14 protein-coding genes are annotated in these 15,112 nt (G+C 63.5%); 4 read left to right on the top strand and 10 right to left on the bottom strand.

Annotated elements, in window-relative coordinates; translation table 11 throughout:
• Positions 1-26: 26 nt before the first annotated feature.
• Both otsB and VHE12_03580 read right to left on the bottom strand, forming a co-directional pair.
• A complete protein-coding gene (gene otsB, locus VHE12_03575) occupies positions 27-818 on the bottom strand; it encodes a trehalose-phosphatase (protein ID HVZ79862.1) in 792 nt (263 codons plus the stop codon).
• Positions 815-2,401, bottom strand: a complete 1,587-nt coding sequence (locus tag VHE12_03580; protein ID HVZ79863.1) for a trehalose-6-phosphate synthase — start codon at positions 2,399-2,401, stop codon at positions 815-817. The genes otsB and VHE12_03580 overlap by 4 nt, the downstream gene beginning before the upstream one ends.
• Positions 2,402-2,645: 244 nt before the next feature.
• On the opposite strand from VHE12_03580, the gene VHE12_03585 reads away from it, so the two are divergent.
• From VHE12_03585 to VHE12_03595, 3 genes are all read left to right on the top strand, one after another.
• Complete coding sequence (locus VHE12_03585; GenBank protein ID HVZ79864.1) at positions 2,646-3,986, top strand: ABC transporter substrate-binding protein; 1,341 nt, start codon at positions 2,646-2,648, stop codon at positions 3,984-3,986.
• Between the two features lie 128 nt (positions 3,987-4,114).
• Complete coding sequence (locus VHE12_03590) at positions 4,115-5,005, top strand: sugar ABC transporter permease (GenBank protein HVZ79865.1); 891 nt, start codon at positions 4,115-4,117, stop codon at positions 5,003-5,005.
• A gap of 2 nt (positions 5,006-5,007) precedes the next feature.
• On the top strand, positions 5,008-5,859 hold the full coding sequence (locus tag VHE12_03595; protein ID HVZ79866.1) for a carbohydrate ABC transporter permease: 852 nt from the start codon (positions 5,008-5,010) through the stop codon (positions 5,857-5,859).
• A 10-nt stretch (positions 5,860-5,869) separates the two neighbouring features.
• Here VHE12_03595 and VHE12_03600 read toward each other — a convergent pair whose 3' ends face one another.
• The 7 genes from VHE12_03600 to VHE12_03630 form a co-directional block, all read right to left on the bottom strand.
• Complete coding sequence (locus VHE12_03600; GenBank protein HVZ79867.1) at positions 5,870-6,538, bottom strand: hypothetical protein; 669 nt, start codon at positions 6,536-6,538, stop codon at positions 5,870-5,872.
• A gap of 176 nt (positions 6,539-6,714) precedes the next feature.
• Positions 6,715-7,905: a hypothetical protein gene (locus tag VHE12_03605; protein ID HVZ79868.1), complete on the bottom strand. Its 1,191-nt coding sequence runs from the start codon at positions 7,903-7,905 to the stop codon at positions 6,715-6,717.
• Positions 7,886-8,605: an ABC transporter ATP-binding protein gene (locus VHE12_03610; protein HVZ79869.1), complete on the bottom strand. Its 720-nt coding sequence runs from the start codon at positions 8,603-8,605 to the stop codon at positions 7,886-7,888. The genes VHE12_03605 and VHE12_03610 overlap by 20 nt, the downstream gene beginning before the upstream one ends.
• A 120-nt stretch (positions 8,606-8,725) precedes the next feature.
• The gene (locus VHE12_03615) at positions 8,726-9,955 is read right to left on the bottom strand and encodes an ABC transporter permease (GenBank protein HVZ79870.1); all 1,230 of its coding nucleotides are present in this window, start codon (positions 9,953-9,955) and stop codon (positions 8,726-8,728) included.
• A gap of 2 nt (positions 9,956-9,957) precedes the next feature.
• Complete coding sequence (locus VHE12_03620) at positions 9,958-11,175, bottom strand: FtsX-like permease family protein (GenBank protein ID HVZ79871.1); 1,218 nt, start codon at positions 11,173-11,175, stop codon at positions 9,958-9,960.
• 4 nt (positions 11,176-11,179) lie between these two features.
• Positions 11,180-11,932: an outer membrane lipoprotein-sorting protein gene (locus VHE12_03625; GenBank protein ID HVZ79872.1), complete on the bottom strand. Its 753-nt coding sequence runs from the start codon at positions 11,930-11,932 to the stop codon at positions 11,180-11,182.
• Entirely contained in the window at positions 11,932-12,996 is a 1,065-nt protein-coding gene (locus VHE12_03630) for a mechanosensitive ion channel family protein (protein ID HVZ79873.1), read from the bottom strand. Before VHE12_03630 ends, VHE12_03625 begins: the two co-directional genes overlap by 1 nt.
• 171 nt (positions 12,997-13,167) lie before the next feature.
• Here VHE12_03630 and VHE12_03635 point away from each other — a divergent pair, with 171 nt between their 5' ends.
• Positions 13,168-14,550: a chloride channel protein gene (locus VHE12_03635; protein ID HVZ79874.1), complete on the top strand. Its 1,383-nt coding sequence runs from the start codon at positions 13,168-13,170 to the stop codon at positions 14,548-14,550.
• Here the strand turns inward: VHE12_03635 and VHE12_03640 are convergent.
• Entirely contained in the window at positions 14,518-15,057 is a 540-nt protein-coding gene (locus VHE12_03640; protein ID HVZ79875.1) for a shikimate kinase, read from the bottom strand. The two genes, VHE12_03635 and VHE12_03640, sit on opposite strands and share 33 nt — an antisense overlap.
• Positions 15,058-15,112: the final 55 nt, after the last annotated feature.

Raw genomic sequence — 15,112 nt, forward strand, 5'->3', positions numbered from 1 at the left:
ATGGATCAACGCAACAAAGCTTTTCTTCAATCCCGAAGGAAAGAGCCGAGGAACCGGTGGACCTGGTCCAGGTCCCTCAGGCGGTAATGGGCCTGGGTGGGTTCGGGCCCCACCTTGAACCCCAGGGCGGTGATGCGCATCGAGCGCAGCACCGAAAAAGCGTCCTCATCGGAAGGGTCATCCCCCACATGCACGCAAATGCCCGGGGGCTTCCCCATGAAGAACCGGTCGGCGATGCGCCGCAGGGCGTGGCCCTTGCCCGGTGAATCCGCGGGCTTGATCTCCAGCACGCATTTCCCCTCCCGGTGGTCCACCGGCAGGTCCCGCACCGCCTCCAGGGCCTGGGGAAGCAGGACGGCCGCCCGATCCGGGGCCAATCGGCGAAAATGCAGGCTCAGATCCGGCCCCTTCACTTCCAGCAGGGCCTGGGGCCAGCTACGGACCAGTTTCTCCAGCCTTCCACGGGCCGCCTGGACCTCGCGGATCCAGGCGCTCAGGGCCGGAATACCCCAGCCGGCGGCCGGGGGCGAGAAATCCAGTCCGTGGTTCCCCACGTAAAGGATGCCGGGCAGGCGGACCTTGTCCCGCAGGTCCTGAACCGAGCGGCCGCCCAGGATGATTACCTTGGTTTCCGGCTGGGCCAGGATCCCCGTCAGGACCTTACGGAATCGGTCCTGCAGATAGGCCATGGAAGGCGTGGGAGCGATCTCGGCCAGCACGCCGTCGAAATCCAGCGAGATGAGACGGGGCGTCTTTTGGAAGACCGTCGGGCCGGCCTCCCGTTCGCCCCCGGGATAGAAATAGGGGGCGGCCTTCATGCCGTCCCCCTTTCCAGGGCCTGGTCCTCCGCCAGGTGGATGACCTCGGTGAGGATCTGCTGGGCCCAGGAATAGATGTTGTTCTCGGCCACCGTGAGGCGCATGCGGTCCAGGCGCGCCTTCTGCTCCTCCGCCGGCATCTCCAGGGCCACGCGAAGGGTTTGGGCGAAGCTCTCCATGTCGTAGGGGTTCACCAACAGCGCCTGTTCCAGCTCGCGCGCCGCGCCGGTGAAGGGCGACAGGACCAGCACGCCCCTGTCGTTGCTGGAGGAGGCCACGAATTCCTTGGCCACCAGGTTCATTCCGTCGTGCAGGGAGCTCACCACGCAGACGTCCGCCAGGCGGTAATAGGGGAGCAGGGTGTCGAAATCCTGGTGGCCCTTGAGGAAGATCACCGGTTCCCACCCGCCCTTGCCGTGCTTGGCGTTCAGGAAGGCACAGCGTTCCTCGATGGCGTTGACCACCTGTTGGTAATCCTCCAGGCCCGTGCGGCTGGGCACCCCGATCTGGAGGAACTTGATGCGGCCGTGGTATTCGGGATAGAGGTCGAGCAGGCGGTCCAGGGCGTCCAACCGCTCCGGGATGCCTTTGGTGTAATCCAACCGGTCGACACCCAGGATGAGCTTCTGCCCGGCGAAGGCCGGCTCTTGGGACAATTCCTTGCAAGCCTTCTCCACCTCCGGGCCCTGGGACTGCCGGAAGATGGAATCAAAGTCGATGGAGATGGGATAATAACGGACCTGGGTCACCCGGTCGCCCCGGGAGACACGGTGACGTTCCCAGTCGATCCGGGTCTCCAGTTCGGAGTCCACCGTATCGAGGAAGTTCTCGCTGTGGTACTTGAGGTGGAACCCCAGGATGTCGTTGGCCAGCAAACCTTCCAGGATCTCCTTCTTCCAAGGCAGGATGCGGAAGATCTCGGGATTGGGCCAAGGGATGTGCCAGAAAAGCACCGTGACTAGGTCGGGGCGAAGGGCCTTCAAGTGCAGGGCCACCCGGCTCAGGTGGTAGTCCTGCAGGAAGACCAGGGCGCCGGGTTCGGCGGAATCCGCCACGGCCTCCGCGAACTTGCGGTTCACCGCGTCGTAGGTCTCCCAGTCGGCGGGGTGGAACTTGGGCCGGACATAAGAAACGTGGCAAAGGGGCCAGAGGGTCTCGTTGGAGAAACCCTCGTAATAGCCCTTTTCCTCCTCACGCTCCAGGGCCAGACGCTTCAATTTGTAGCTTTCCTCGCCCGGTGGGACGGCCACCAGGCCGTCCGGACCGGCCACCTCGAAATCGGCCGCGCCCGCCCCGTGGCAGACCCAAAGGGAATGGAAGGCCCGGGCGATGGAGTCCAGTGCGATGGTGAGGCCGCCGGCGTTGCGGATGACGGTGATCTTGCCGTCGCGCATCACATGGGCATAGGGCTCCCGGTTGGAGACCAGGAGCAGTTGGCGGTCCTTGAGTTTCTTTCCGACCAGTTCGAGGAGGGATTCCCGGGTGGTGATATGGTCGAATTCCCGCAGGCGTTCGACGCGGGCGGCCGCGCGGTTGGAAGCCTCGGTGAGGCGGCGGAGGGAACGGCTCAGGTAATCCTTCAAGGATTTCTCCCCTCGACTGGGATCATCCTCTCCGGCTGGTTTCAGCGTTTCCTGGCCGGATCAGGCGGATGCGAACGACGATCAAAAAGCCCAAACCCACCATAAGCCCGCGTCCCGTGACTTTTCAACCCAAAAGCTCCCTTTCCCGGCCTTTTTACGGGAGAATGGACGCGCGGTACTTTCGTGTCTTTTTCATCCCTTCACTGTGCTATGAGTAGGACGATCCAAGCAACGGGAGATCATCGTGACCGCAGGAATTTCCAGGACCGGATACGGATGGGCCCTCGCCGCCCTCCTCGCGCTTCCCATCGCCTGCGCGCCGGGGAACCCGAAGGCGCCCGCTTCGGGGCCCGTCACCATCACCTATTGGGAAAAATGGAACGGCTTCGAGGGCGACGCCATCCAGGCGGTGGTGGATTCCTTCAACACAAAGCAGGACCGCATCCACGTGGACCTCATGACCGTCAGCGAGATCGAGAAGAAGCTCCTCATCGCCGCCGCCGGGGGCGACCCGCCGGACATCTCCGGCCTCTATTCGCGCAACGTTCAGGTCTATGCCGAGAAGGGAGCCCTGGAACCCCTCGACGGGGACATGGCCGGCCACGGCATCCGGCTCTCGGATTTCATCCCCATCTATCTCAAGGAATGCCGGCTCCGGGACCGCACCTACGCCCTTCCCATCGCGGGCATGACGCTGGCCCTCCATTACAACAAGGACCTGTTCAAAGCCGCCGGGCTCGATCCCGACCGCCCCCCGAGAACGATCCGGGAGTTCGAGGAATACGCCCAAAAGCTCACCCTTCCCGACGGCAAGGGCGGCTATCAACAAATGGGATTCCTCCCCACCGAGCCCGGCTGGTGGAACTGGTCCTGGCCCTATTACACCGGGGGCAGCCTTTACGACTACAAGACCCATTCGGTCACCGCCGACACGCCGGAGAACCGCCGGGCCCTCCAATGGTTCGCCGATTACTCGAGGAAATACGGAGTGGCCAAGACCAGCGCCTTCCGGGGCGGATTCGGAAACTTCGCCTCGCCCCAGAACGCCTTCATGGCGGGCAAGCTCGCCATGATCCTCCAGGGCGTCTGGATGCCCACCTTCATCCGGCATTTCAACCCCAAGCTCAACTATGGGGTGGCCCCCTTCCCGGCCTATTCCGAGCAGGTCCATGACCGGACCCTCATCGAGGGCGACGTGGTGGTCATCCCCGCCGGGAGCCCGCACCCGAAGGAGGCCATGGAGTTCCTGGCCTACCTGGTCAGCCCCGAGGGACAGGAAAAGCTGAGCCTTTTGCAGGGCAAGTTCCCCATGTTGAAGAAGGTCTCCAAGGATTTCTGGAGGAAGAACCAAAACCCCTGGCTCCACGTCTTCCGGGACCTCGCCGACTCGCCTGGGGCCTTCACGGCGCCCCGCATGGGCATCTTCGCCGAGTACTTCGACGAGGGGAACGCGGCCTTCGACCAGGTCTGGCTGCTCCAAAAGACCCCGGAGGAGGTCCTCGGGGGACTGCAAAAACGCATCGGCAAGCTCTGGGCCCGGGAACTGCGCCGCATGGACCGCCTGGGCTTGAAGCCATCGGATTGAAAAGAACCATTTCACCACGGGCCGCCTTCGGCGGCGCACGGAGAAGGATCTTTGATCAAAAACGAGGGGCTTCGGCTTCCTCTGTGATCTCTGTGGTTCGATAATCTTCTTAAATTCAGGACGGGAACATGACCGGACGGGAAAAACAGAACTTGAAGATGGGCCTGGCCTTCACCGCGCCCTGGATCGTGGGGCTCGTCCTTTTCACCCTCTATCCGGTGGGCGCTTCCTTCATCTACAGCTTCTGCGACTACTCGGTCCTGACCAAACCCGTCTTCATCGGCCTGGGAAACTACGTGGACCTCTTCACCGACGAGGTCTACTGGCACTCGGTCTATAACACCTTCTACTACGCGGCCTTCCTGCTGCCCTTGAGCACCCTGGTGGCGCTGGTCCTGGCCCTGCTCCTCAACGCCGACATCCGGGGCAAAGGCGTCTACCGATCCATCTTCTTCCTGCCCTCCATCATCCCCATGATCTCCATGGCCATCCTCTGGCTCTGGATCTTCAACCCCAAGTTCGGCCTCTTGAACTACGCCCTGGCGCTCTTCGGGATCGACGGCCCCTCCTGGCTCCAGGACCCCCTCTGGACCAAACCCGCCTTCATCCTCATGGGCGTCTGGACCGTGGGCAACGCCGTGGTCATCTACCTGGCGGCCCTGCAGGACGTGCCCCCAAGCCTCTATGAGGCCGCGGACATCGACGGCGCCCGCTGGTTCCACAAGATCCGCCACGTGACGCTGCCCATGATCTCCCCGGCCATCTTCTTCAACCTCGTCATGGGCCTCATCACGGCCCTGCAGGTCTTCGCGGTGCCCTACGTCATGACCTTCCCCATCCCCGGCCAGCCCGCCGGGTCGGCCCTCTTCTACACCATGTACCTCTACGACAACGCCTTCCGCTACCTGCGCATGGGCTACGCCTGCGCCATGGCGGTGGTGCTGTTCCTGCTCATCCTGGGCCTCACCTGGCTCATCCTGCGGCTGTCGAAGCGCAGCGTCCATTACCGGGGGCAATGACCATGGCGACCCTTCAAAGCCGCAAGCGGATGGAAAGGATCGGGAAGGCCTGCGCGCACCTGCTTTTGGTCGGGGCCGGGGTCTTCTTCCTGGCGCCCTTGCTCTGGATGCTCTCCACATCGCTCAAACCGGTGGAGCAGACCATGGCGGTGCCGCCCCAATGGCTCCCCCATCCCTTCCAATGGGGCAATTACGGGGAGGCGGTGCGTTACATCGACTTCTTCCGCTACACCGCCAACTCGCTCATTGTCTGTTCTTTATCGGTGGTGGGGACCTTGGTCTCCAGCTCGCTGGCGGCCTACGGTTTCTCGCGTATCGAGTGGAAGGGGCGGGACGCCTTCTTCTGGGTGACCGTTTCCACCATGATGGTGCCCTTCCCCATCCTGATGGTGCCCCTTTATGGGCTCTTCCGGGAACTGCATTGGATCGGGAGCTTGAAACCCCTCTGGGTGCCGGCCTTCTTCGGGTCCGCCTTCAATATCTTCCTGTTGCGCCAGTTCTTCCTGGGCATTCCCAAGGAGATCAACGAGGCCGCCCAGATCGACGGCTGTCCCGAATGGCGCATCTGGGCCTCCCTCATCCTGCCCCTCTCCAAGCCCGCCCTGTCGGTGGTGGCGCTCTTCCAGTTCATCTACAACTGGAACGACTTCCTGGGGCCTCTTCTCTTTTTGACCCGCCAGAAGGATTTCACCCTGGCCCTAGGCCTGCAGTTCTTCCAGAGCCAGAACGGCGGCACCCAATGGCACCTTTTGATGGCGGCCTCGGTGCTGGCGTCGCTCCCCATCCTGGCGCTCTTCGCCTTCGCCCAGCGGACCTTCATCCGGGGCATCGCCATGAGCGGGTTGAAGGATTAGAAGACCGGCCCTATTGGATCCAGGGGGGGCAGGCATTGAGGAGAACATCCCACTCGACCGGTTCTCCATTTTGAGGAAGGACCACGGCGAGGACGGCACCCGACGAGCAGGTCCAAGCGGGAGGATTTCCGTAGCATCCTGGATTTTCCCGCACAATGACATGGATGGTCGCGCCGTCGTCGCACACCTGGTCGATCACCTCATTCCACATCAAGGATTTCGTGAACGCATCGACCGCCAGCCTTTGGGTGGCCGGGTTGAAAGGAGGACTTAAGTTAGTTTGTGGGTAATAGGAAGAAGAAAGGTAGTTGTTCCAATCCCCGAGGGAAGCAAGAACGTATTTCCCATCCGGATGGGTGGGAAGGCTACCCGACCAGGCCGGGGTCGGTGTGGGGGAGGGCGTGCCCAAGGTGCCGATGGGCCCGCAATAGCCTAAAGGACCTCCCGTGCCCGTCAGAACGGTCAAAGCCGGTCCCGTCAGGCATCCCGCCGAAGGAGTGGGGGTCCCTGGAAGGGGAACGGGTGTATCGGCGGGAAGGGGTGTGAAGGTCGGGGTGGGACCCGAAGGAGCGGGTGGGGTCGGCACCCAAGAAGGCATCTTGCAACCCATGTAGAAAAGGACAATGACCAGGGAAAAGACGGTCCCCGAATAGGGGATAAGCCTGGGGGAACGGATCATAGGGCACCTCGTCCTGGAACGGTCCAGATATCACTTCCAAAAGATAGCCCAAGTATACCACCCACCTCATTTTCAACATTTAAGCCAAGGTTTATAGGAACGGCCCTTGGGCCGATCTTGGAGCCCTGCCCCTCCGCTCCCCTTTCCCGAAACATCGCTAGGAGCGACTTGAAGGATCAGAAATAGAACCGCAGGTCCGCGTATTGGAAGGCCGGGTAGAGGCCGAATTCGGAAGTAGGTAGGAATCCCTCGAGGCCGGATCCGACCGGCTGGGCCATGCCCACGTCGGCATAGAGGTTTTCTAGGGCGTTGTATTCCGCGTGAAGCACCAGCCACCAGGAACCGTCGGTCAAGTTCATGACCGCCTGGCCCTGGAGCGACAACAGCGGGTCCGCCTGCCACGAGAGGGCGGGCGCCAGGTAGTGACGGCCCAGGAAATAAACGGTCCCCGCGCCATAGGCCGTCGGGTTCAGGTCCAAATAGCGGGATGCGTCCTGCTGGCCGGCGCCGTTGAAGTGGTATTCGACCGAAAGGTCCAGGTCCCCCGCGAAATACTGGTCCACCCCCAGGGTCAGGCGGCCATAGGCGGTATCCCCGTTCTTGGGCCAGACCCAGGCCCCCTCGCTCCACCAGCCCGCGCCGCCCAGGGACCCCTGCAGGTCCACCCCCAACAGATGGTTCTCCCGGAAGAGCATGCTCAACAAGGAAACGTCCATCCCGCCCAAATGGAAATGGGGCTTCACGAAGAGGGCGCTCTGGTCCCATCGGGCGTCCTTGCCCGCCACATAGCCCGCGTCCATCTCCCCGAAGTCCCCCCAGGCATAGCGGACCCGCAGCGCATCCACACCCGAGCGGTTCTCCTGGTCTCGGGCCTGGAAGTTGAAGGGGGCCAACACGTCGGTCGGGTTGACCAGATGGGCGGAGCCGAAGGAGACCACCTGGCGTCCAAGGGTCATTTCCCATTTCCCCTGATGGATGGCGATCGAAAGACGGTCGAGGTCCTGGAGCAGCCGTTCCCCATCCCCCGAGGATGGGCCCGCGACGGGGTTGGAAAGGTCCGCCAACCGGTAAGGGGAGATCGCCGTCAGGAAGGTGCCGGTGGACCCGCCGGTGCCGGACTGGTCCAGGGACTCCAGTTCCTCGGCCGCTTCCAGGGTGAGGACGTCGTCGGGTTTATAGAGGAGGCGGAGCCGGAAGGGACTGTCCAACACCCAGCCGCCGGAACCGCCGAGGGGGGCGCTTCCCACCGAATAGAAATAGGTCTTCACGGACCCGGTCAGGCCCCAAGGGCTTTCCTGGGCCCAGGCCCCCCCGGCCATGGCTCCAAGGAGGCCGAGAAGGAGCGCGTTATTTTTTCTTGGTTTCATCGCGGACCACCCGGCCGTCCTTGATGGTGATAAGGCGCCGCGCCCTCTCCATGACCATCCGGTCGTGGGTGGAGAAGAGGAAGGTCCTTCCATGTTCCTCGTTCAAGTGGCGCATGAGGTCCAACAGGGCCGCGCCCGAGGCCGAATCCAGGTTGGCGGTGGGCTCGTCGGCCAGGATGAGGTCCGGCTCGGAGACCATGGCGCGGGCCACGGCCACGCGCTGCTGCTGGCCTCCCGAGAGTTCGTTGGGGAACCGGTCCTCGCGGCCCGAGAGCCCGACCTCCTTGAGCATCTTGGCCACCCGCGCGCGTCGCTCCGCCTCGCCCACTCCCTTCAGCAGGAGGACATACTCGATGTTCTCCTTGACCGTCAGCACCGGCACCAGGTTGTAGGCCTGGAAGATGAAGCCCAGGTGGTCGCGGCGGAAATCGGAAAGCTCATTGCCGCCCATGCTTCCCATCTCCCGGTCACCCAGCCAAAGGTGTCCGGCGGAGGGCTGGTCCAGGCCCCCGATGAGGTTCAAAAGGGTGGTCTTGCCCGACCCCGAGGGTCCCACCACCGCCGTGAACTCGCCTTTCCTGATCTCGAAGCTCACGTGGTCCAGCGCCTTCACCCGGGCCTCGCCTTCCCCGTAGGAACGGGAAACGCCTTCGAGCCGGATGACCGCCTGCCTGATCTTGGCTTTTAGGACTGTCCTCATTCACTTCTCCTTTTAACGAAGAACTTCTCCGGCACCCCTCACCCTATCCCTCTCCCCCCAGGGGCGATGGCACGAGGCTCCTTCCCCCTGGAGGGGAGAAGGACGGATCGAGGGTGCCTATCAACCCAAACTGCGGTGCAAGGCCTTGGCGGGCACGATCCTGGCGGCGTGCACGGCCGGGTAAAGGGCGATCAACACCGTGAAGACCCAGACCCCCAGGGGAAAGACCGTGTATTGCAGGGCCCGCATCTGGGGATAGACCGCCTGCTGGAAGGTCACCCCCGAGAACTCGATGCCCGCGTAATTGACGCCGGTGGCCGACAGGATCCCGGTAAAGAGGAACCCCAACAACGTCCCCAAGGCCACGCTCAACAACCCCAAGGCCGCCGATTCGGCCATGACGAGGGCCCCCAATTGGAAGGGCCGGGTGCCCAGGGCCCGCAGGACACCGAACTCGAAGAACCGCTCGTAGAGCGCCATGAAGAGGGTATTGAGGATCGCCAGGCCCGCCAGGACCGCCAGGAGGACGGCCAGGATGGCGGAAGAAACACCGGTCAGGTCCATCGCCGACTTCATGTCGGGCATGAGCCGGCTCCAGTCCAGGGCCTCGTTGCCGTTCTCGGAGAGCTTCCGATAAAGCCCATCGTGGAAAGCTTCCGAACCGTCCCCTTCCTTGAAACGGAAGGCGATCTCGTGGGCGGCCCCCGGCAGGCCCGCCATCGACCGGGCCTTTTCCAGGCCGATGAAGGCCAGGTCCCGGTCCATGGCGGCGGAATTGAAGGCGAAAAGTCCTTTTACCCGGAACATCTCCTGCTCCAGTTCCCCCGTCCCGGCCCTGGCACAGGTGACCACCACCCGGTCGCCCACCCCGACCTGGAGGGTCATGGCCAGGCGTTCCCCCAGGAGGATGCCGTTGTCCCCGCTCCCTCCCAGCCCTTCCCCCTTCACGACGGCTTGGGCGATCTTGGAGAGCTTCTTTTCTTTTTCCGGGTCCACACCGAAGACCCCCACCGACTCGGCGTCGGCGGCGGAGCTCACCATGCCCATCACCTGGATGCGCTCGACGAAGGCGGCGACGTCCGGATCGGTCCGGAGCGTTTCCACCACCCCCGGCAGGTCATGGATGGTCTGTTCCACCTTCAGCTCGGTCCGGAAACCCGCCGCGTGCACCTGGGCCTGGCCCAGGAAGGTGTCGGTGGCGGTCGCCACCAGGTTCTTCACCATTCCCTGGATGAAGGCGTCCATGAGGATCAGGCAGGCCAGCCCCAACGCGATGATGGAAGCCGTGAGCAGGGTTCGCCGACGGTTGCGGAGGATGTTGCGCCATCCCATGCGAAGGAGCAGTCCCATGGTCAGGCCCTCCGCAAGGCTTCGATGGGGGTGAGGCGTCGGATGCGCCGGGCCGCCGGGATGCAGACCAGGACCGCCACCAGGACGATCAGGACCGTGGGCACCAGGAAGACGAACCAGGAGACCTGGCCGTACATGGTGGAAAAGACCATTCCGCCATAGGTGTAGGGATGGGGCAGCCTCAATCCATAGGCGGCCAGCCAGGCGTTGGAAGCCCAGGCCAGGGCCGCCCCCGGGATGAGGGAGAACAACGAAAGCAGGAGCATCTCCCAGAGGATCATGCCGGTAATGGCCGAGGAACGGGTGCCCAGCGCCTTCAACAAACCGTATTCGGGGATCCGTTCCAGGAGGTTCATGAGCACCGTATTGAGGACGCCCAGGGCCACCAGCACCAGGAAGATGACCTGGGAGACATAGTTGCCGTTCTTGTCGGCGGTCATGGCCTTGTAGAAGTCCTTCTCCACGACCTGCCAGGGATCCACCGAGAGGGAGGGATCGTTGAGTTGGGCGGCGATGGCGGCCGCTTCCGGCTTAGCCTCCCGGATGTTCTTCAGGAGCACCGCCACCTCATGGATGCGCGTCCCCAGGACCAAGAACCTTTGGGCGTCCGAAAGCCGCAGGTAGAGGTTCCGGTCCACCCCGCCCTCGCTCCCACCCGAGACGATCCCGGCGACCGTGAAGAGGTCGTTGGCCACCGACCCGTCGGCTCCCTGGGAGACCAGGGCCAGTTGGCTCCCGACCTTGAGGTCCAGGGCCTTCACCAGGCCCTCGCCCGCCAGCACCGGGTTCTCCAGGCCCGCGGGGAAATAGGCCCCCTCGGTGATCTTGCGTTTCAGGCGCGTAGTCGCCGCTTCCAGGTCCGGGGCCACCCCCACCAGGCGGGCGCCGGTGGTCTTCTCGCCCACGAAGGCCAGGGCCGCCGCATAGACCCGGGGGGCCGCCGAGACCACCTGGGGGTCCCCGGCCAGGACCTGCCGCACATGGTCCCAATCATCGAGGGTGGCCTGCAGGGACGGGTGGTCCAGGTAGCCCTTGCGGTGGATCTGGAGGTGGCCCGTATGGTCCCGGGTGAAGAAGTCGATGATGGAATCGTAGCTTCCTTCGGCCACGCCCAGGAAGATCGAGCAGAGCCAGAAGCCACCCACCATCATGAGCCCGGTGAAGAAAGTACGGCGCTTCTGGCGCTTCAGGTTCCGGAAGGCCATGCGCAGGGTGAACAAGGGGTCACCGCGCCCGGCGGAGGTTCTGCAGGCTGAAGGTGGAGGGCGGCAGGGGCTTGTCGAATTCGAGGGACTTGTAGATGAGGACGGTGCGGTTGCCGGGTTTCTTCAAGGGCGTGAGTTCCAGGGTCATGGGAAGCTCGCGGTCCCCGACCTTTTTCACGTCGCTGAACTTCATGATCCGGACCTTTTCCCCATGCTCGTCGAAATACTCCTCCGCCAGGGGGATAAGGGTCCCCGCCCGGAGGATCATGTGGATCCTTCCCCAGACGGTGGCGGTCCGGGCCTTCGGGGTCAGGTCCAAGGCCCAAGTGCCGGGTTCCTCCTCCTTGGACCAGACGGCGTCATAATCGTCCAGCAGGGAGGATTCCTTCACCAGGTCGTCGTTGGTGAAGTCCGACCCCATCCAGGACCCCATCATCATGGAAGGCGGCACCTTCAAGGTCTTGTTGATGCGGGGGAAATAGTTCCACATGTCCCGCTTCACCCGGAGCGTGGCGACCCCCGCGTCCTTGGCCGGGGACCGGAGGACCACGAAGGTCTTGTCCATCCCCTCGCTCCAGAGGCTCATCCCCATCGTGCGCTTCCAGTCCGGGGTCTCCACGATCATGGAGACCTCCCCCTGGCTGGTGGCCCCCCGATAAAGGTCGTCCACCTTTTTCAGGACTTCCTTGACCGCAGGACGGTCCGCCGCGGCAAGGGACAGGGAAAAAAGAAGGGACAGTCCCAGGAGGACGAGGGATCGGTGGGAGGACATCAGATCGGGCCCGGGCCCACGCCGCCGCGCCACTCGATCGTCCTTTGCGGGAACGGGATGGTGATCTTTTCCTTGCGGAATCGCTCGTGCAGGGCCTTGATGAACTCGTGCTTGAGCAGGTAGTTGTCCACAAAGGTCTTGGAACGCAGGATGACCGTGAAGTTGATGGAGGAGTCGGCGAAGGTATGGTAGCGGATGAAGGGGTCGAACCCCGCCACCGCCCCCTCCACGGTCTTCTGGGCTTCCCGGGCCACCTCGGTGGTCACCTTCTCCACGCGCTTGAGGTCGCTGTCATAGGCCACCCCCACTTCCACCAATACGGCGCATTCCTGGTCCGGAAGATCGTAGTTATGGAGGCGGTTCTCGGTGAGCTTGGCGTTGGGTACCACCACCAGGATGTTGGAAAGCATGCGGACCCGGGTCGTGCGCCAACCCACCGATTCCACATGACCTTCCTCCCCGGTCTCCAAACGGATGAAATCCCCGGGGCGAAGGGGCTTGTCCATCAGCAGGTAGAACCCCGAGAAGAGGTTGGCCAGCACCGGCTGCAGTGCCAGCGCCACCGCCAAGCTGCCCACGCCCAGGGAGGCCAGTAGGGGCGTGATGGAGATGCCCAGGGCCTCCAGGACCATCAACAGGCCGATGCCCCAGACGGCCAGGTGGAGGAGGGCCGAGAACATCACGTGGGAATGACGGATCTCGGCCTGCTTTTTTTCCAGGTCCTTGAGCAGGCCCTGCAGGAGACCGTCGATCAGGAAGACCCCGAGCAACAGCAGGGCCACTTTGAGCCATTGGGAAAGGTCCGCCCGGCCATCGGCGTCCAGGGGCGAAAAATGGGCGGCCACCAGGGCCCCGCTCAGGAGGACCAGCACGCGGAGGGGCAGGGCCAGGGCGGCGACCAGGTGGTCGTCGGTCTTATTGGCGCTGCGGCTGGCCCAACGGGTGAGGCGGTGGAGGAGGATGCGCGCCAGGAAGAGGCCGAGGAGCACCCAGGCGACCAGCACCGCGCCGGCCAGGAACCAATGCTCCGTTTCCGTCCACTGCCGATGGAAGAGGCCGTCCATGCTGTTCCCTCCGGACCTTCACCCTACCAAATCCTGTGGGTCCCGCCAACCCGCTCGGCTTTTTTTCGGCGGGACCAAGAACGGGGGAGAAGTAAATTCCTCTTGGACTTGGTTTCAAGGGCATGCCTAAGTTACTCTGCAGGCGCGGACATCTTCCAGGGGGGATCACCGATGGCGGGCAAGAACAATCCACGGTCCGGCGAATTGTCCCGCTCGATCTCGAGGATCGGGATCGGGGTCAACCGGGCCGCCCAGGACCTCAACCCCATCCATCCCCAGAGTTCCTTCCAGGCCTCGCTTCTCATCGCCGCCATCGGCGTGGGTTTCCTCGCCACCTTCTATGCCCGCCTCATCGCCTGGGCCCAGGCCCTTTTCAGCTTCCTGTTCCAACGCTATCCGTGGGAGGTCTCGCTCTCGGGCCCCCTTTTCTTCCTGGCCGCGACCTGGCTGGTCGTGCGTTTCGCGCCCGAGGCCAAAGGGAGCGGCATCCCCCAAGTGCTCCAGGCCATCGACAAGACCGGCATCGAGAAGGCCGCGGGTCTTTCCTCCGGCCTGGTCTCCATCCGGACCGCGGTCCTCAAGGTCCTCTCCAGCGCCCTGGGGATCCTGGGCGGGGCCTCCATCGGCCGGGAAGGCCCGACCGTGCAGGTGGCCTCCTCCTTCTTCGCCATGACCGCCCGGTTCTCACGCCGCTACTTCGGGAGCCTGGACCCCCAGTCCTACCTCATCGCCGGCGCTTCGGCGGGCATCTCGGCCGCCTTCAACACCCCTCTCGCCGGGATCACCTTCGCCTTGGAGGAGATCGCGGAGCATTCCTTCGCCCAGTTCAAGCGCACCGTGATGCTGGCCGTCATCGTGGGCGGTATCACGGCCCGGGGCATCGGGGGGAACTACCTTTATTTCGGCCATCCCAGCATTTCGGACCCTTCCTGGCACATCCTGCCCACCGCCATCCTGCTGGGGATCCTGGGGGGGCTGACCGGCGGCTTCTTCGCCAAGGTGCTGACCCGGCCCCTGCCCAACCTGCTCCCCTCCCATTGGTGGGGAAAAGCCCTGGTCTGCGGAGCGGTCTGTTCGGTCTTCGGTCTTCTGACCCACGGGGACACCGCCGGGTCCGGTTACGAGGTCACCCGGAACTTCATGGAAAGCGAGCACGGGACCCTGGCCCCGCTCCTCTTCCTGGAAAAGCTCATCTGCACCATCTTTTCTTATCTATCGGGAATGGCGGGCGGGATCTTCTCCCCTTGTCTTTCCATCGGGGCGGGGTTGGGTTTCACGACGGGGGAGCTCTTGCACAATCATTCGCTGAAAGCCTGCGCTCTGGTGGGGATGGTGGCCTTCTTCTCGGGCGCGGTCCAGGCCCCCTTGACCGCCGTCATCATCATCATGGAGATGACCGACCAGAGTACGCTGCTCATCCCCTTCATGGTGGCGGCCCTTTTGGCCCAGGGGATCGGGCGGTTGGTCATGCCCACCCCCCTCTACCGTTACCTGGCCCGGCATGGGAACTCGAAGCCCGACTCAGCTCCGGAGGATCCCCCGGAGGACGAGTAGGGCGATCTTTTCGGCGTCCTTGCCCTTCACCGGCACCGTCAGGTCGGCGTATTTGCGGAAGAGCGGGGCCCTTTCCTTATAGAGGGCCGGGAGGGTGGAACCACCCCGCCGGACGACCCCCCGGTTGGACCAATCGGAAAGTCGGCGTTTCAGGATGGTCAGGGGCACCTTCAGGAAAACTCGGGGTCCCAGTTTCTTCAGGTGGGCCATTCCCTTGGGGTAATAGACCGCGCTGCCCCCGGGCGAGATGACGCAATGGCGGTAATGCAGGGCCCGGATGGCCGCCTCCTCCATTTTCATGAACCCCTTCATCCCCAGCTCGTCCAGGACCTTCTGGAGAGGCTTCTTATATTTGGCCTCGATCAGATGGTCCACATCCACGAAGTGGTAGCGGAGTTTTTGGGCCAGGATGCGCCCCACGGTGCTTTTGCCGCTCCCGAACATGCCGATCAGCACGATGTTGTCGGGGAGCTTCGGCCGGAGTGCTTTTTTCTCCGTCTTCTTCATGGGGATGCCTTTCGTTCCATCGGGGGATCGGCGACATTATAGGGGCGCGGGGCCC

The organism is bacterium (assembly GCA_035549195.1).
Classification (GTDB): Bacteria; Oederibacteriota; Muellerivitia; order Muellerivitales; family Muellerivitaceae; genus DASZRK01.